The organism is Streptomyces sp. NPDC006393 (assembly GCF_040628575.1).
In the GTDB taxonomy this organism is placed as follows: Bacteria; Actinomycetota; Actinomycetes; order Streptomycetales; family Streptomycetaceae; genus Streptomyces.
On record NZ_JBEXZD010000012.1, the window covers coordinates 14,317 to 30,805 of the forward strand.

Consider the following 16,489-nt stretch of genomic DNA (forward strand, 5'->3'; position numbering starts at 1 on the left):
GGCGGGGGCGCTCACAGGAACGTGAGGCCCTCGCCCCGGTACGTCGGCACGGTCGCCGTGACCCGGTCGCCCTCGACCAGGTGCAGCGTGTCGAACCGCTCGCACAGCTCCCCCGCCTTGGCGTGCCGGAACCACACCTTGTCGCCGATCAGCAGGTCGTCGGCGGGCGAGCCGAGCAGCGGGGTCTGCACCTCGCCGGGGCCCTCCTGGGGGTCGTAGCGCAGTCCCTCCGGCAGATACGGCACCGGCAGCCGGTCGGCGCCGGCCGCTCCCGAGGCCGGGTAGCCGCCGCCGAGCACCGTGACGACCCCCACCCCGGGGCGCCGTACGACCGGCTGGGCGAAGAGCGCCGCCGGACGGCCGCGGAAGGACGTGTAGTTGTCGAACAGGCGGGGGACGTACAGCCCCGAGCCCGCGGCGATCTCGGTGACGGCCTCCTCCGCCGCGGTGTGCTGGACACTGCCCGTGCCGCCGCCGTTGACGAACTCCAGCTCCGGCGCCACGGCCCGGACCGCCCGCACCACCGCGGCCCGCCGCTCCGCCAGTTCCCGGCGCGCGGCCGCCTGCATCAGCCGGATCGCGCGCGAGCGCAGCGGCCGTCCGGCCACCGCGTCACCGACGCCCGCGACATGACCCTCGTACGCCATGATCCCCACGAGCCGGAACCCCGGCCGCCGGGCCACCGTACGGGCCATCTCGGCGACCTGGGCGGGGGAGTGCAGCGGCGAGCGGCGCGCGCCGACGCGGATCCGTCCGCCGAGCAGCTTCAGCGAGGTGTCCAACTCCAGGCACACCCGGACGACTTCGCGTCCGCCCTCGCGTGAGGCGTCGACGAGGTCGAGCTGCGCCGGGTCGTCGATCATCACCGTGACGGCGGCGGCGAGCTTGGGATCGGCGGCCAGTTCGGCGAAGCCGGCCCGGTCGGCGGACGGATAGGCGAGCAGCACGTCCTCGAACCCGGAGCGGGCCAGCCACAGCGACTCGGCGAGGGTGAACGACATCACGCCCGCGAAGCCGTCCCTGGCGAGGACGCGTTCGAGCAGCGTCCGGCAGCGCACGGACTTGCTGGCCACCCGCACGGGCTTGCCGGCGGCGCGGCGGACGAGGTCGTCGGCGTTGGCGTCGAAGGCGTCCAGGTCGACGATCGCGACGGGGGCGTCGAGGTGGGCGGTGGCCCGGTCGTAACGGGCCCGGTCGGCGGCGCGCGCGGTCATGAACGAAGCCTGCCAGACAGGATTACCGCAGGGTAGGGGGACGTTCCGGGCAGATGCCCCGGGGCCGCGGACTGGTTCCCGTCCCCCTGGGATCAGCCCGTAGAGTGACGCGCACGTACGCCGGAACGGCGGAACGCTCCCGGCCGCGCCCTTGAGCCGGGATGGCACTTCGCTCGTACGGGTATGCGTGCCCGGTGACGACGAGTCGCCGCCGGGCGGGGCCACTTGGAAGACCGCGCCGGGGAGAACGGCCCGGGCACGAGGAAACGGGGGGTGCATGAGCACGGAAGCGCGCCACGCCCCGATCCCCCCGCGCCCCCCGAAACCCCCACGCCCGTCCGCCCCTCCCGACGGCGCCCCGCAACCCCCCGGCGAACCGCGCCCCGCCGTCCCGGCGAGCCCGCCCGAGGGGCCACGCGGTCGGCCGACGAGCGCGACGGACGGCACCGGCACCGGCACCGGACAGGGCGCGGGCGCGCCGGAGGACGCCGTATCCGGCTCCGACTTCCCGCGCCCGTCTTCGGCGGCGCACGAGACGGTGGTAGGCGGGGGTGGCGGTTCGGCGGTGTCCGGTGTGTCGCCGGGTGTCGAGGCGGTGGGCCGGGGTGGTGAGCCGCGTCCGGCGGGGCAGGGCGCCGCGTGGAACCGGGCCGACGTGCCCGGTTCCGACTTCCCGCGCCCGTCTTCGGCGGCGCACGAGACGGTGGTAGGCGGGGGTGGTGGTTCGGCGGTGTCCGGTGTCTCGCCGGGTGTCGAGGCGGCGGGCCGGGGTGGTGAGCCGCGTGCGGCGGGGCAGGGCGCCGCGTGGCACCGGCCGGGCGTGCCCGAGGACGCCGTATCCGGTTCCGGGCTCACGCCTCCGCGCACCGGCGGCGTCGGCGGGGACGCCCGCGCCGCGGACGCCCGATCCCGCTTCCAGGCGTTCGGGCCTCCGGCCCGGCGCGACACGGCCCCGACGACACCGCCTCCGCCCGCCGCGTCCGCCCGTTTCCCCGACGCGCCGCCACGGATCGGCCGTCCGGCCGGGCCCCGCTCGGGTGGGTGGCGGGAGTCCGCCGCGGGCGAGGCCGGCGCTCGGGCCGGTCTCACCGGCCCGCCGCGCGGCTCGGAGCCGACCCCGGACGGCTTCCCGGGCGCGCCGCGTACCCCGTCCGCCGCCGGACCGTCCGCCGCCGGACCGTCCGCCGCTGGACCGTTCGCCGCCGGTGACGGTGAGGACCGGGCCCGCCCCGGCGCGGTGCCGGCCTCCGGGCGCACGGCACCGGACCCGGACGTGCCCGGTGCCGTGCCGTCGCCGCCCGGACACCGACCGTCGCCGGCCGCGCCGCGGACCGCCGTACCCGCCGAGACCCCGTCGGAGACGACCGCGCGTCTGCGCCCCCTCTCCGCCCGCCGGCCGGGCGCGGCAGCCGGGCCGCCGCCCGCGCCGTCCGGCGGCGACCTCCGACGGGACTCCGCCGTCCCGGGCACGGACGCGTTCGTCACCGGCGGCCCGCCCGCCGGCTCCCCGGACCGCGGCCTCACCCCGGCGCCCGGCGTCGCGGTACCGGCGGCCCCGGCGGCTGCCGTGCGCTCCGCCGCTGTGCCGCCGGGCCCGCGCGTGGCGCCCGACCCCGCCCTGTCGTGGAGCGCCTTCGCGGGGCCCGCCGCCGTGCCCGGCGCGGCGCGGGCCCAGGTGCGGCTCGGGGAGCCCGAGGGCTACGACGAGCGCGGGCGCGGGCATGCGCTCGGCGGGCGGGTGCGGGCGCGCACCGCCGTGGCGGCGGCGTGCCTCGTGCTCGGGCTCGGGCTCATCGGCGGTGCCGTCACCGGGAGCTGGCTCACCGGGGACTCCGGGGAGGGCGGCGCGGCCGGTGCGTTCGCCACGGCCGGAGGCCTGTGGCACAGCATCCCCGTCGACCAGCTGTTCCCGCCCACGGTGGAGGGCCGCGGCGCCGGTCCCGGCGGGGCCGACCGCACCTGGACCCGCGTCGCCGTGGCACCCGACAGCGGCTGCGCGAACGCCTTCGACCCGCTGCTGCGCAAGGCCCTGGCCCCCGCCGGCTGCGCCCGCCTGCTCCGCGCCACCTACACCGACGCCACCCAGACCTACGTCACCACCGTCGGGCTGCTGTTCACCAAGGCCGACGCACCCGCCATGAAGTCCCTCGCCGCCCGGTTCACGAACGAGGGCCTCGCCCGGCGCGCCGACCTCATGCCCCGCCCCTACGCCGCCAAGGACACCGTTGCCGCCGCCTTCGGCGACAAACAGCGCGCGTCCTGGACCGTCTCCGTGCTGACCGAGGCCCCCGTGGTCGTCTACGCCGTCTCCGGCTGGGCCGACGGCCGCACCGTCGACTCCCCGCAGCCCGCCGCCGACGCGATGCGCTCCGGCGCCACCACGGCCGCCGCCCAGGCCGGCCTGGGCAACGAGGCCCAGGGCCTGGCCGACCGCATCGAACGCGCCCTGCGCAAAAACGTCGATTCGGCCACGGACACGGAGAAACCCTCGTGAGAGCCGTCATCACCCGAAGGAGCGGCGCGCTGAGCGCCCTCCTGGCCGCCTCCCTCGCCCTCGTCCCGGCCACCGCCGCGCACGCCGACGGCATCCGCGCCCAGCAGTGGGCACTGGACGCCATGCACACCCAGCAGGCCTGGCGGGTCACCAAGGGCAAGGGCGTCACCGTCGCCGTCCTGGACACCGGAGTCGAGAGCGACCACCCCGACCTCGTCGGCAACGTCCTGCCCACCAAGGACTTCATCGGCTTCGGCGCCCGGCCCGGCGACCGTACCTGGGCCCGTCACGGCACCGCCATGGCCGGCATCATCGCCGGACACGGCCACGGTCCCGGCGACGCCGACGGCGTCATGGGCATCGCCCCCGAGGCGAAGATCCTGCCCGTCCGGGTGATCCTGGAGGACGGCGACTCCGCCCGCGCCAAGGCCCGCACCACCCGGGGCAGCGCCCTCGCCGACGGCATCCGCTGGGCCGCCGACCACGGCGCCGACGTCATCAACCTCTCCCTCGGCGACGACTCCGACTCCGCGCACCCCGAGCCGGCCGAGGACGAGGCCGTGCAGTACGCGCTGAGCAAGGGCACCGTCGTCGTCGCCTCGGCCGGCAACGGCGGCGACAAGGGCGACCACATCTCCTACCCGGCCGCCTACCCGGGCGTGATCGCCGCGACCGCCGTCGACCGCTACGGCACCCGCGCCGACTTCTCCACCCGCCGCTGGTACGCCGCGGTCAGCGCGCCCGGCGTCGACATCGTCATCGCCGACCCGGACCACCGGTACTACGAGGGCTGGGGCACGAGCGCGGCCTCCGCGTTCGTCTCCGGCGCCGCCGCCCTGATCAAGGCCGCCCACCCCCGCCTGACGCCCGCGCAGATCAAGAGGCTCCTGGAGGACACGGCCCGCAACGCCCCCGTCGGCGGCCGTGACGACTCCCGCGGCTTCGGCATGGTCGACCCCGTCGCCGCCCTGAAGGCAGCGGACCGCCTCGAACCGGAGGGCGGCCTGCACGCGGCGGCGTACGGCGAGAGGTACTTCGGTCCCGGCCCCGACACAGCCGAGTCGGACGACACCGCCTCCGGCTGGGCCGGGCCCCTCGCCGGCAGCGTCGGGGGAGTGCTGCTGGTCGTCGCGGTCGTCCTGTGGCGCGCCCGCCGCGAAGACGACGCGGGCGACGGCGCGGCCGGCTACCGGCCCTGAGACGACCTGGCGCGAAAGTCCCCGCCGGCGGAATCAGGTTCCGTCCGCGAACACCGACACCGCCGCCCGCGCCGCACCCTCCACCAGCGCGATGCCCTTCTCCTTCGTGGCGTTGCCCTGGGACAGGGCGGCCACCAGGTAGTCGTCGCCGCCGGACGTCACCCGGCCGATGCTGTTGACGACCCAGAGCCCGGTCGTGCTGCGCGGCAGCCAGCCGTTCTTCAGGGCCCACGCGGAACCGTCCGCCGCCGCCGACACCCCCCAGCGCTGGTCCTCGGCGATCCGCCCCATCAGTCCCTGGAGGTACGTGCGCGAGGCGGCGCTCAGTGCGGAGTCCGAGTCGTCGCCGAACACCTGCTGGAGCAGGGCGAGCTGGTCGGCGGCCGTGGTCCGCGTCAGCCCCCACAGCGCGCCGTCGCCGCCGGAGGTGTCCGCCAGCCCGAAGCGGCGGTTGGCCGCGTCCAGGCCGTCCGCCTCACCGACGGCCCGCCACAGCGCCGAGGCGGAGTCGTTGTCGCTGTCCTCGATCATCGCGGTGGCGTACGTCTTCTCCTGGGCGGTCAGCCGCCGTCCCGCGTCCTGCGCCTGGAGCAGCAGGGCCGCCAGGATGTCGACCTTGACGATGCTCGCCGTGTCGAAGGTGCCGTCGCCGTAGCCGGCGCTCTGCCCGGAGCCGAGGTCGAGCACCGCCACCGACACCGTCGCACCGTCCGCCGGCGCCACCGGCTTCATCGCCTCGGCCAGCAGCGCCGTACGGTCCGCGGCCTGATCCGTCGCGCTCTCCACCGATGCCCTCCCGCTCGCCGACGCCGACGCCGACGCGGACGCCGACGCGGATGCCGACGCGGACGCCGGCGCCGCCGACCCTACGGCGCCCGGCCCGGCGGAGTCCCCGGCCCTCACATACGCGGTGCCCGCCGCCGTGCCGCCCACGACGGTGACACAGACCAGGGCGGCGCAGAGCAGCGGCCGGCGCCGGGACGGGCGCGCGCGACGGACAGGGCGGCGCCGGCGGCCGCCGGCGGACGGAAACTCCATGACCGGGATGCTTCTGGCGGTGACTGTGCGCGCCGTGAGACCGGCGTGAGACACGGGTCAGCGGACCCTGAGAAATCCGTGAAGGGTCCCGGACCGGACCGTGCACCGCCCCGGATAGGGTCGTGACCGTGGCGAACAAGAACATTCCCGACCCCGGCTTCTCCGACGACGACGGCTCCGCCGACCCCCGGCTGAGCGCGGCGCTCGCCGCCTGGGCCGAGGACCGCACCGCCGTGGGACCCGTCCTGGAGGCGCTCGAGGGCGCCCGGCTGCTCGTCCCCGTCGTGGCCGTCCTCGGCGAGGTGGAGGAGGACGAGCGGGGGCTGCGCCGCGAGAAGACCAGCGACATGGCCGTGCCGACCCTGAAGGCCGGCGGGCGCACGGCCCTGCCCGCCTTCACCTCCACCGACTCCCTGGCCCGCTGGGACCCGGCGGCCCGCCCCGTCGCCGTACCCCTGCACCAGGCCCTTCAGGCCGCCGCGCACGAGAAGGCGGACACGGTGGTGCTGGACCTGGCCGGGCCGGTGCCGTTCGAGCTGACCGGGCCCGCGCTGCTCGCGCTCGCCGAGGGCCGCACCACGGCCGACCCGCTCGCCGACCCGGCGGTGGTGGCGGCCGTACGGGAGGCGGTGGCCGCCGAGCCGGCCGTGCTCCGCGCCCATCTCGGCCCCGGACAGGCCGACGGCACCCTCGCCCTGGTGCTCGACCCGGACGCCGCCGCGGCCCCGGCCGAGGCCGCCCGCGCCGTCGCCGAGCGGCTGGCCGCCAGCGACACGCTGAGGGCCCGCCTGGTGCGCGGTCTCGACCTGGCGCTGCTGCCGGCCGGGACGACGCCACCGGGCGAGCCCCTGTACGTGAAGGAGTGAAGGGAGCGGCCCGCCGCGCCGGGCGGCGGGGCGGGCCGGAAGGGGGTCGGCCGTGGACCGGCCCGGAAGCGGGGCGGTCCTGGACCGGCTCGGAAGCGGATCAGCCGTAGACCGGCCCGGTGTACTTCTCGCCCGGGCCCTGGCCCGGCTCGTCCGGGACGACCGAGGCTTCGCGGAAGGCCAGCTGGAGCGACTTCAGGCCGTCGCGCAGCGGCGCCGCGTGGAAGGAGCTGATCTCGGTCGTGCTCGCGTCCAGCAGACCGGCGAGCGCGGTGATCAGCTTGCGGGCCTCGTCCAGGTCCTTGTACTTGTCGCCCTCCTCGGTCAGACCGAGCTTCACGGCGGCGGCGCTCATCAGGTTGACGGCGACCGTCACGATCACCTCGACGGCGGGGACCTCGGCGATGTCCCGGGTCATCGCGTCGAAGTCGGGGGTCTCAGGAGGGGTCTCACTCATGCCCCACACGATATGCGGTTCCGGATTACGGTTTCTCGATTAGTCCTTGTCAAGCGATCCTGCTAATCTGGTGTGCGACCGGCCGGACACGCACGTGCTCGGCCCACAAGTGGAGGCTCCGATCTCCCACCTGACCGTCCTCCGGGACGGCGGGTCACCCGGTCAGGCGGCCACCATCGTTCCGTACGGACGATGGAGTCGCCCGAAGCGCGCCCCGCGACCATCGCGGCGGTGCTCCGGTTGTGCTTGGAGCCCCGCCTGTGATCGTCCGGGGCATTTTTGTCGCTTCGGCGCGGTTAGGTCTTACGAACACAGACGTACGCGGCTGTCCGCCAGACCGTCGCGTGGTGCTACCGAGGAGGATCCATCAGCGCCGAGCCCCGCATCAACGACCGGATTCGCGTTCCCGAGGTGCGACTTGTCGGTCCCAGTGGCGAGCAGGTCGGCATCGTGCCGCTCGCGAAGGCACTGGAGCTTGCGCAGGAGTACGACCTGGACCTGGTCGAGGTCGCGGCGAACGCCCGTCCGCCCGTGTGCAAGCTCATGGACTACGGGAAGTTCAAGTACGAGTCGGCCATGAAGGCCCGTGAGGCGCGCAAGAACCAGGCGCACACGGTCATCAAGGAGATGAAGCTCCGGCCGAAGATCGACCCGCACGACTACGACACCAAGAAGGGTCATGTCGTCCGGTTCCTCAAGCAGGGCGACAAGGTCAAGATCACGATCATGTTCCGTGGTCGCGAGCAGTCCCGGCCCGAGCTGGGCTACCGGCTGCTGCAGCGGCTCGCGGAGGACGTCCAGGACCTCGGTTTCGTGGAGTCGAACCCGAAGCAGGACGGCCGGAACATGATCATGGTTCTCGGTCCGCACAAGAAGAAGACCGAGGCGATGGCCGAGGCCCGCCAGGCGCAGGAGGCCCGCAAGGCCGAGCGTCAGGGTCGTGGCGCGGCGGCCTCCCCGCAGGAGGCGCCGTCCGAGGAGCCTGCCGAGGCGTGATCCCGGGACACGCGTCCCTGGATGTAACCAAAAACAGAGAGCGACGCTCCACCGTGCCCGGTTTTCGTGACCGGGCACCGGAGCGCCACCGACGAGGAGAGAACGGCGCTATGCCGAAGAACAAGTCGCACAGCGGTGCCAGCAAGCGCTTCAAGGTCACCGGCTCCGGCAAGGTGCTCCGTGAGCGCGCCGGCAAGCGCCACCTGCTCGAGCACAAGTCGTCCCGTCTGACGCGTCGCCTCACCGGCAACGCCGAAATGGCCCCGGGCGACGCCAAGAAGATCAAGAAGCTTCTCGGCAAGTGACGCGGCGGCGCCCGATCGGCTGAGCCCCGCGCACAGCTGACCCTCCGCGCCGTACGTCGGGACCGGGACCCATTCGTTTCCGGGTCGTGTGAGGACAACCACGACCCCGCTACAAGGAGTTAATCAAGTGGCACGCGTCAAGCGGGCAGTCAACGCCCACAAGAAGCGCCGGGCGATCCTCGAGCAGGCCTCCGGCTACCGCGGTCAGCGCTCGCGTCTGTACCGCAAGGCCAAGGAGCAGGTCACCCACTCGCTGGTCTACAACTACAACGACCGCAAGAAGCGCAAGGGTGACTTCCGCCAGCTGTGGATCCAGCGCATCAACGCCGCCGCTCGCGCCAACGGCATCACCTACAACCGCTTCATCCAGGGTCTGAAGGCCGCCAACGTCGAGGTGGACCGCAAGATCCTGGCCGAGCTGGCCGTGAACGACGCGAACGCGTTCGCCGCGCTCGTCGAGGTCGCTCAGAAGGCCCTGCCGAGCGACGTCAACGCGCCGAAGGCGGCGTGACGCCGCGCTGGCCTTAGGCCGACGTGACGTACGGACCCGTGGGCTTTGTGCCTGCGGGTCCGTTTGTTGTGCGGTTCTGCCGAGTCGGCACCGCCGGACTCCGCCGTCGTGGTTGATCGCCGCCGCGGCGGACAGAGGTTTTCTGAGGTGAAGAGGATGCCGTCAGCTACTCCCGAGCTCATTTCGCCCCGATCGGCCCGCGTCAGCGCTGCCCGGCGGCTGGCCAGGCGGAACTTCCGGGGCAAGGACCGGCTGTTCCTCGCGGAGGGGCCGCAGGCCGTGCGAGAGGCGGCCGGGCACCGGGGAGCGGACGGGACGGCGACGCTCGTCGAGCTGTTCGCCACCCTCGAGGCCGCGGAGCGGTACGCCGACATCGTGGGCGAGGCCCGCGGGGCGGGCGCCCGGGTCCACCTCGCCTCCGAGGACGTCATCGAGGACATCTCCACCACCGTCACCCCGCAGGGTCTCGTCGGGATCTGCCGGTTCCTCGACACGCCGTTCGACGAGGTCCTCTCCACCCGCCCCCGCCTCGTCGCCGTCCTCGCACACGTACGCGACCCCGGCAACGCGGGCACCGTGCTGCGCTGCGCCGACGCCGCCGGAGCCGACGCGGTGGTCCTCACCGACGCCTCCGTGGACCTCTACAACCCCAAGGCCGTGCGCGCCTCCGTCGGCTCGCTGTTCCATCTGCCGGTCGCCGTGGGCGTCCCCGTCGAGCAGGCGGTCGCGGGCCTGAAGGCCGCCGGGGTGCGCATCGTCGCCGCCGACGGCGCGGGCGAGCAGGACCTCGACGACGAGCTCGACAAGGGCACCATGGGCGGGCCCACCGCCTGGGTGTTCGGCAACGAGGCCTGGGGCCTGCCGGAGGAGACCCGGGCCCTGGCCGACGCCGTCGTCCGCGTCCCGATCCACGGAAAGGCCGAGAGCCTGAACCTGGCGACCGCCGCCGCCGTATGTCTCTACGCCTCGGCCCGTGCACAGCGCGCCTCCGGAGGATGCCGCTCCGTCACGCACAACTAGTAGGCTGACCAGCTCGGGGGCCCACAGGCGGGAAGGGTGGGGTACGGGGATGAGTGTCGGCACCAGCGGCGCACCGGGCGGGCGTGAGACGCGCCGGCCGCCCGCGCCCCGGAGCGCCGGTGATCCCGGCGGACTCGGCACCGGCGATCCCACTGGACCCGTTCCCGGCACCGGCGATCCCACTGGACCCGTTCCCGGCACCGGCGATCCCACTGGACCCGTTCCCGGCACCGGCGATCCCACCGGACCCGGTCCCGGCACCGGCGATCCCACCCGACTCGGCATCGACCCCGACGACCTGCCCGACGGTCTGGTCGTCGCCGACGCACACGGACGGGTGATCTGCTTCAACGCCGCCGCCGCCCGCATCACCGCCGTCCCCGCCGAGGAAGCCCTCGGACAGCGCCTGGAGAAGGCCCTGCCCCTGGAGGACCTGGAAGGGCGCCGGTGGTGGCAGCTGACCGACCCCTACGGCGGCCTCGCCATCCGCGTGGGCCAGCCCGAGCGCAACCTCCTGCTGCACGGGGGCCGGGAGGTCCTGGTCTCGGCCCGGTACGTCCGCGACCGCCCCACGGGCCCCGTCCGCCGCGTCGTCGTCTCGCTGCGGGACACCGAGGCCCGCCGCCGCACCGAGCGCAGCCACGCCGAGCTCATCGCCACCGTGGCGCACGAGCTGCGCTCCCCGCTGACCTCCGTCAAGGGCTTCACCGCCACCCTGCTCGCCAAGTGGGAGAGGTTCACCGACGACCAGAAGCGGCTGATGCTGGAGACCGTCGACGCCGACGCCGACCGTGTCACCCGGCTCATCGCCGAGCTGCTCGACATCTCGCGCATCGACTCCGGCCGACTGGAGGTGCGCCGCCAGCTCGTCGACATGAAAGCCGCGGTCGGCCGGCACGTCCAGGCCTACGTTGCCGCCGGCCAGCCCGCCGACCGCTTCCTGGTCCGCACGGAGCAGCCGCTGCCCGAACTGTGGGCCGACCCCGACAAGATCGACCAGGTGCTGAGCAATCTCATCGAAAATGCCGTGCGGCACGGCGAGGGAACCGTCACCATTGACATCACAGCGGCGTCGTCCCCCCGCGACGGGGACGACCCCCGGCACACGGAGAACGCCGAGAACACCGATAACATCGAGAACACGGCCACGTCGGTCACGGTGAGCGACGAGGGGCCCGGCATCCCGGAGGAGTCCATGAACCGCGTCTTCACCCGCTTCTGGCGGGGCAGCAAGCGCGGCGGCACCGGCCTCGGGCTCTACATCGTCAAGGGCATCGTCGAGGCCCACGGCGGAACGATCACGGTCGGCCGCGCCGCAGGCGGCGGCGCCCGGTTCCGATTTACCCTGCCCGTGGGCACCCCGGCACACCTGCTCTGACCCCGGCCGAGGACCCACGGGCGCATCCGCTTTCCCCAGCCCCGTTAGACTCGGCCTTTGGCACCTTTGTGTCCCACCACTGGAGACGGAATGTCCACGAGTCGGTGACGGGGACCGTCAGCCAGCCAATCGGAAGCACGGGAAGAGATGTCGGCACCCAATAAGTCGTACGACCCTGTCGAGGTCGAGGCGTTGAAACCGGAAGAGATCGAGCGCATGCGGGACGAGGCGCTCGCCGCCTTCGCCGCCGCGGACTCCCTCGACGCGCTCCACGAGGCCAAGGTCGCCCACACCGGCCCCGCCTCCCCGCTGGCCCTCGCCAACCGCGAGATCGGCGCCCTGCCCCCGCACGCCAAGGCCGACGCCGGCAAACGCGTCGGCATGGCCCGCGGCGCGGTGAACAAGGCCCTCGCCGCCCGCCAGGCCGAACTGGAGGCCGAGCGCGACGCCCGTGTGCTGGTCGAGGAGGCCGTCGACGTCACGCTGCCCTACGACCGCGTACCGGCCGGCGCCCGGCATCCGCTGACCACGATGATGGAGCGGGTCGCGGACGTCTTCGTGTCCATGGGCTACGAGATCGCCGAGGGCCCCGAGGTCGAGGCCGAGTGGTTCAACTTCGACGCGCTCAACATCGCGCCCGACCACCCGGCCCGCACCATGCAGGACACGTTCTTCGTCGAGGGAGGCAAGGGCGAGGACAGCGGCGTCGTGCTGCGCACCCACACCTCGCCGGTGCAGATCCGCTCCCTGCTCCACCGCGAGCCGCCGGTCTACGTGGTCTGCCCCGGCCGCGTCTACCGCACGGACGAGCTCGACGCCACGCACACCCCGGTCTTCCACCAGATCGAGCTGCTCGCCGTCGACGAGGGCCTGACCATGGCGGACCTCAAGGGCACCCTGGACCACATGGTCCAGTCGCTCTTCGGCGCCGACATGAAGACCCGGCTGCGCCCGAACTACTTCCCGTTCACCGAGCCGTCCGCCGAGATGGACATGCTCTGCTACGTCTGCAAGGGCGCGTCCGTCGGCGACGCCGACCGGCCCTGCCGCACCTGCTCCAGCGAGGGCTGGATCGAGCTGGGCGGCTGCGGCATGGTCAACCCGCGGGTGCTCACCGCCTGCGGCGTCGACCCGGAGAAGTACAGCGGCTTCGCCTTCGGGTTCGGCATCGAGCGGATGCTGATGTTCCGCCACAACGTCGAAGACATGCGAGACATGGTCGAGGGTGACGTCCGGTTCACCCGGCCGTTCGGGATGGAGATCTGATGCGGGTCCCGCTTTCTTGGCTGCGGGAGTACGTCGACCTGCCGGCGACGGAGACCGGGCGCGACGTCCAGGCCAAGCTCATTTCGGCCGGCCTCGAGGTCGAGACCGTCGAACAGCTCGGCGCCGACCTCAAGGGGCCGCTGGTCGTCGGCCAGGTGCTCACCATCGAGGAGCTGGAGGGCTTCAAGAAGCCCATCCGCTTCTGCACCGTGGACGTCGGCCAGGCCAACGGCACCGGTGAGCCGCAGGAGATCGTCTGCGGCGCCCGCAACTTCTCCGTCGGCGACAAGGTCGTCGTGGTGCTGCCCGGCGCCGTGCTGCCCGGCGGCTTCGCGATCGCCGCCCGCAAGACCTACGGCAAGGTCTCGCACGGCATGATCTGCTCCGCCGACGAGCTGGGCATGGGCGACGACGGCAGCCACGGCATCATCGTGCTGCCGCCCGAGCACGAGGTCGGCACCGACGCCATCGAGCTGCTCCAGCTGGTCGACGAGGTCCTGGACATCGCCGTCACGCCCGACCGCGGCTACTGCCTGTCCCTGCGCGGCGTCGCCCGCGAGGCCGCCATTGCCTACGGCCGCCCGCTGCTCGACCCGGCGCTGCTGGACGTACCGGCGCCGAACGCCTTCGGGCACCCGGTGCAGATCTCCGACCCGTTCGGCTGCGACCGCTTCACCGCCCGCACGGTGACCGGCCTCGACCCCGAGGCCCGGTCCCCGATCTGGCTGAAGCGCCGGCTCCAGAAGGCGGGCATGCGCCCGATCTCGCTCGCCGTGGACATCACCAACTACGTGATGCTGGAGCTCGGCCAGCCGCTGCACGCCTACGACCGAGGCCGTATCCAGGGCGCGATCGGCGTGCGCCGGGCCGAGCGCGGCGAGAAGCTCACCACCCTCGACGGCGTCGCCCGGACGCTGTCCACCGAGGACCTGGTCATCACCGACGAGCGCGGCCCCATCGGCCTTGCCGGTGTCATGGGCGGCGCCCACACCGAGATCGACGACACCGAGGGCACCACCACCGAGGTCGTCATCGAGGCCGCCCACTTCGACCCGGTCGCCGTCGCGCGCACCGCCCGCCGGCACAAGATGTCCTCGGAGGCCTCCCGCCGCTTCGAGCGGGGCGTCGACCCGCAGGCCGCCTCCGCCGCCGCGCAGCGCACCGTCGACCTGCTGGTCCTCCTCGCCGGCGGTACCGCCGACGCGGGCGTCACCGAGATCGTCGCGCCCTCCGCGCCGCGCACCATCACCATCCCGGCCGACCACCCCGACAAGGTCGCGGGCGTCACCTACGGCCGCGAGACCGTCGTACGCCGGCTCCAGCAGATCGGCTGCGACGTCTACGGCCAGGACGAGCTGATCGTCACCGTGCCGTCCTGGCGGCCGGACCTGACCGACCCGAACGACCTCGCGGAGGAGGTCATCCGGCTGGAGGGCTACGAGAACCTGCCCTCCACGCTGCCCCGGCCCCTGCCCGGACACGGCCTGACCGACCGGCAGCGGCTGCACAGCCGCGTCGGCCGGGCACTGGCCGGCGCCGGATACGTCGAGGCGCTGAACTACCCGTTCATCGGCGAGGCCGCGCTCGACCAGCTCGGCCTGGACGCCGACGACCCGCGCCGCACCGTGGTCACCCTCGTCAACCCGCTCTCCGACGAGGAGCCGTCCCTGCGGACGACGCTGCTGCCGGGGCTGCTCGGCGCGCTGCGCCGCAACGACGGACGCGGCAGCCACGACCTGGCGCTGTTCGAGACCGGCCTGGTCTTCCGGCCCACCGGGCAGGAGGAGATCCCGGCCCGGCTGCCCGCCGACCGCCGGCCCACCGACGAGGAGCTGGCCGCCCTCGACACCGCGCTGCCGCACCAGCCGCGCCGGGTCGCCGTGGTGCTCGCGGGCGCCCGCGAGCAGGCCGGCTGGTGGGGCAAGGGCCGTCCGACCGACTGGGCGGACGCCATCGAGGCGGCGCGCCTGGTGGCCCGCGAGGCCGGCACGGAGCTGAGCGTGCAGGCGGACCAGCACGCCCCGTGGCACCCCGGCCGCTGCGCCGCGCTGTACGCCGAGGTGGACGGCGTGCGGACGCTCGTCGGCCACGCCGGTGAGCTGCACCCGCGCGTGGTGAAGGCCATGCACCTGCCCGAGCGCACCTGCGCGATGGAGGTCGACCTCGACCTGATCCAGGGGGCCGGGGACGGGATCGTGCGCGCGCCGCGGATCTCCTCGTTCCCCGTCGCCACGCAGGACGTCGCCCTCGTCGTCGACAAGCCGGTCCCGGCCGCCGAGGTCGAGGCCGCGCTGCGCGAGGGCGCCGGTGAGCTCCTGGAGGCCATCCGCCTGTTCGACGTCTACGAGAACGCCGAACAGCTCGGCGAGGGCCGCAAGTCGCTGGCGTACGCGCTGCGCTTCCGCGCCCCCGACCGCACGCTGACGGTCGACGAGGCGTCGGCCGCCCGGGACGCCGCGGTGGCCCTGGCCGCCGAGCGGACCGGGGCGGTCCTGCGCGGCTGAGGCCGCGTCACCGAGGGGCGGGTCCGGTACGCCGGGCCCGCCCCTCCGCTGTGACCTGCATAAATGCACGCTCGGAGGGCGCTCACTCGTTCGGGTGAGAACTGAAGGCGATCCCGCCCCGACGACCCGTGCGCTCGACAGAATCGCAACCGGCCTTCAGGCCCTGTCGTCAGATTCCCGCCTGCCGGCGGGCGGACCACGGGAATGTGACGACAGGGCCCGGGCCGGTCCGCGCTGTCGGCGCCGTTTGGGGGTCATCGTCGTGATCCGCATCAGGGCTGGGGCTCCGCGCCGGATGCGGCCGGGCGCCGCGTTCCTGGCGGTGGGCACCGGCCTCGTCCTGCACGCCCGGCGCGCGTTCCTGCGCGAACTGCGGCAGGCCCGCACCGCCGTGGGTTCCGCCCGGAGCGTGCCGCTGCGGCCCCTGCCGCCGCGGGTGGCCGGGCTGGACCTGGCGGCGGCCCAGCTGCCCGCCGACCGGGACGCGGCCGTCGGCGGCGACCTGTACGAGGTGATCGCCACCGCGCACGGCGTACGCGCCGTGATCGGCGACGTCCGGGGCCACGGCCTCGCCGCCCTCGGCACCGTCGCCGCCGTGCTCGGCGCCTTCCGCGAGGCCGCCCACGACGAGCCGGAGCTCGTGGGCGTGCTGCGCCGCCTGGACCGCGCACTGGCCCGCCACGTCCGCGACCGGGAACCGGACCCCGAGGCGGCCGAGCACTTCGTCACCGTGCTCCTCCTGCAGATCGCCGGCGACGGCACCCTGCACACCCTCAACTGCGGCCACCCCTGGCCGTACCGGCTGAACGGCACGGAGGCGGAGCCCGTCTCCCGCAGCGATCCACTCCCGCCCCTGGGCCCGTTCCCCCTTCCCCCCGACCTGCCCGTCGAGAACCCCGGCTCCCTGCTCCCGGGCGAGACCCTGGTCCTCTACACGGACGGCGTGGAGGACGCCCGGAACCCGGGGGGCCGCTTCTTCCCCCTGCCGGCGGTACTGACCGAGGCGACCCGAGCGGGCCCCTTGCCCCCACAGGCCGTCCTGCGCGAAGTCTTTGTCGAACTCCTGCACCACACAGGCCAACGCCCCGCAGACGACGTAGCAGTCCTGGTGATCCATAACGCCGGGCACGTTTCAAGCAAGGGGACGACCAGCAGGGGCGCGGGGCTCTACCGATAGCGGCTCCGCCGCGGGGCGCGATCAACCCCCACTCGCCGTCAGCCGACAAACAACCGAAAGCCCC

General features: G+C 74.0%; 14 protein-coding genes. 11 read left to right on the forward strand and 3 right to left on the reverse strand.

The window, feature by feature from the left end; all coding sequences use genetic code 11:
- Positions 1–11 precede the first annotated feature (11 nt).
- Positions 12–1,214 (reverse strand): amino acid deaminase/aldolase, encoded by a 1,203-nt coding sequence (locus tag ABZ484_RS08320; RefSeq protein ID WP_358865099.1) that lies wholly within the window; start codon positions 1,212–1,214, stop codon positions 12–14.
- A gap of 655 nt (positions 1,215–1,869) precedes the next feature.
- On the opposite strand from ABZ484_RS08320, the gene ABZ484_RS08325 reads away from it, so the two are divergent.
- Together ABZ484_RS08325 and mycP are read left to right on the forward strand one after the other, a co-directional pair.
- Positions 1,870–3,708, forward strand: a complete 1,839-nt coding sequence (locus ABZ484_RS08325; RefSeq protein WP_358865100.1) for a hypothetical protein — start codon at positions 1,870–1,872, stop codon at positions 3,706–3,708.
- Entirely contained in the window at positions 3,705–4,907 is a 1,203-nt protein-coding gene (gene mycP, locus ABZ484_RS08330) for a type VII secretion-associated serine protease mycosin (RefSeq protein ID WP_358865101.1), read from the forward strand. The genes ABZ484_RS08325 and mycP overlap by 4 nt, the downstream gene beginning before the upstream one ends.
- A 33-nt stretch (positions 4,908–4,940) precedes the next feature.
- Here the strand turns inward: mycP and ABZ484_RS08335 are convergent, their stop codons facing one another.
- Positions 4,941–5,945 carry a serine hydrolase gene (locus ABZ484_RS08335; RefSeq protein WP_358865102.1) on the reverse strand — a complete coding sequence of 335 codons (1,005 nt, stop codon included), beginning with the start codon at positions 5,943–5,945 and terminating at the stop codon, positions 4,941–4,943.
- 128 nt (positions 5,946–6,073) lie between these two features.
- On the opposite strand from ABZ484_RS08335, the gene ABZ484_RS08340 reads away from it, so the two are divergent.
- On the forward strand, positions 6,074–6,811 hold the full coding sequence (locus ABZ484_RS08340; RefSeq protein ID WP_358865103.1) for an SseB family protein: 738 nt from the start codon (positions 6,074–6,076) through the stop codon (positions 6,809–6,811).
- Positions 6,812–6,911: 100 nt separating this feature from the next.
- Here ABZ484_RS08340 and ABZ484_RS08345 read toward each other — a convergent pair whose 3' ends face one another.
- Complete coding sequence (locus ABZ484_RS08345; RefSeq protein WP_030182949.1) at positions 6,912–7,268, reverse strand: DUF1844 domain-containing protein; 357 nt, start codon at positions 7,266–7,268, stop codon at positions 6,912–6,914.
- 366 nt (positions 7,269–7,634) lie between these two features.
- On the opposite strand from ABZ484_RS08345, the gene infC reads away from it, so the two are divergent.
- The 8 genes from infC to ABZ484_RS08385 all read left to right on the forward strand — a co-directional run bounded on the left by infC (position 7,635) and on the right by ABZ484_RS08385 (position 16,425).
- A complete protein-coding gene (gene infC, locus ABZ484_RS08350; protein WP_358865176.1) occupies positions 7,635–8,264 on the forward strand; it encodes a translation initiation factor IF-3 in 630 nt (209 codons plus the stop codon).
- 110 nt (positions 8,265–8,374) lie between these two features.
- On the forward strand, positions 8,375–8,569 hold the full coding sequence (gene rpmI / locus ABZ484_RS08355; protein WP_007829094.1) for a 50S ribosomal protein L35: 195 nt from the start codon (positions 8,375–8,377) through the stop codon (positions 8,567–8,569).
- A 127-nt stretch (positions 8,570–8,696) separates the two neighbouring features.
- Positions 8,697–9,080, forward strand: coding sequence for a 50S ribosomal protein L20 (gene rplT, locus ABZ484_RS08360; RefSeq protein ID WP_006141703.1), 384 nt, complete (start codon positions 8,697–8,699; stop codon positions 9,078–9,080).
- 156 nt (positions 9,081–9,236) lie between these two features.
- Entirely contained in the window at positions 9,237–10,100 is an 864-nt protein-coding gene (locus ABZ484_RS08365; protein WP_358865104.1) for an RNA methyltransferase, read from the forward strand.
- Positions 10,101–10,149: 49 nt separating this feature from the next.
- Complete coding sequence (locus ABZ484_RS08370) at positions 10,150–11,478, forward strand: ATP-binding protein (RefSeq protein WP_358865105.1); 1,329 nt, start codon at positions 10,150–10,152, stop codon at positions 11,476–11,478.
- 147 nt (positions 11,479–11,625) lie between these two features.
- Positions 11,626–12,744: a phenylalanine--tRNA ligase subunit alpha gene (gene pheS, locus ABZ484_RS08375; protein ID WP_358865106.1), complete on the forward strand. Its 1,119-nt coding sequence runs from the start codon at positions 11,626–11,628 to the stop codon at positions 12,742–12,744.
- On the forward strand, positions 12,744–15,248 hold the full coding sequence (gene pheT / locus ABZ484_RS08380; protein ID WP_358865107.1) for a phenylalanine--tRNA ligase subunit beta: 2,505 nt from the start codon (positions 12,744–12,746) through the stop codon (positions 15,246–15,248). Before pheS ends, pheT begins: the two co-directional genes overlap by 1 nt.
- Positions 15,249–15,510: 262 nt before the next feature.
- Positions 15,511–16,425, forward strand: coding sequence for a PP2C family protein-serine/threonine phosphatase (locus tag ABZ484_RS08385; protein WP_358865108.1), 915 nt, complete (start codon positions 15,511–15,513; stop codon positions 16,423–16,425).
- Positions 16,426–16,489: the final 64 nt, after the last annotated feature.

Excerpts from the sequence above, each read along its gene's own strand:
- pheS (WP_358865106.1), top strand. The coding sequence starts at position 11,626 with ATGTCGGCACCCAATAAGTCGTACGACCCTGTCGAGGTCGAGGCGTTG.
- ABZ484_RS08365 (WP_358865104.1), top strand. The coding sequence starts at position 9,237 with ATGCCGTCAGCTACTCCCGAGCTCATTTCGCCCCGATCGGCCCGCGTC.
- ABZ484_RS08345 (WP_030182949.1), bottom strand. The coding sequence starts at position 7,268 with ATGAGTGAGACCCCTCCTGAGACCCCCGACTTCGACGCGATGACCCGG.
- ABZ484_RS08320 (WP_358865099.1), bottom strand. The coding sequence starts at position 1,214 with ATGACCGCGCGCGCCGCCGACCGGGCCCGTTACGACCGGGCCACCGCC.
- ABZ484_RS08335 (WP_358865102.1), bottom strand. The coding sequence starts at position 5,945 with ATGGAGTTTCCGTCCGCCGGCGGCCGCCGGCGCCGCCCTGTCCGTCGC.
- pheT (WP_358865107.1), top strand. The coding sequence starts at position 12,744 with ATGCGGGTCCCGCTTTCTTGGCTGCGGGAGTACGTCGACCTGCCGGCG.
- ABZ484_RS08370 (WP_358865105.1), top strand. The coding sequence starts at position 10,150 with ATGAGTGTCGGCACCAGCGGCGCACCGGGCGGGCGTGAGACGCGCCGG.
- rpmI (WP_007829094.1), top strand. The coding sequence starts at position 8,375 with ATGCCGAAGAACAAGTCGCACAGCGGTGCCAGCAAGCGCTTCAAGGTC.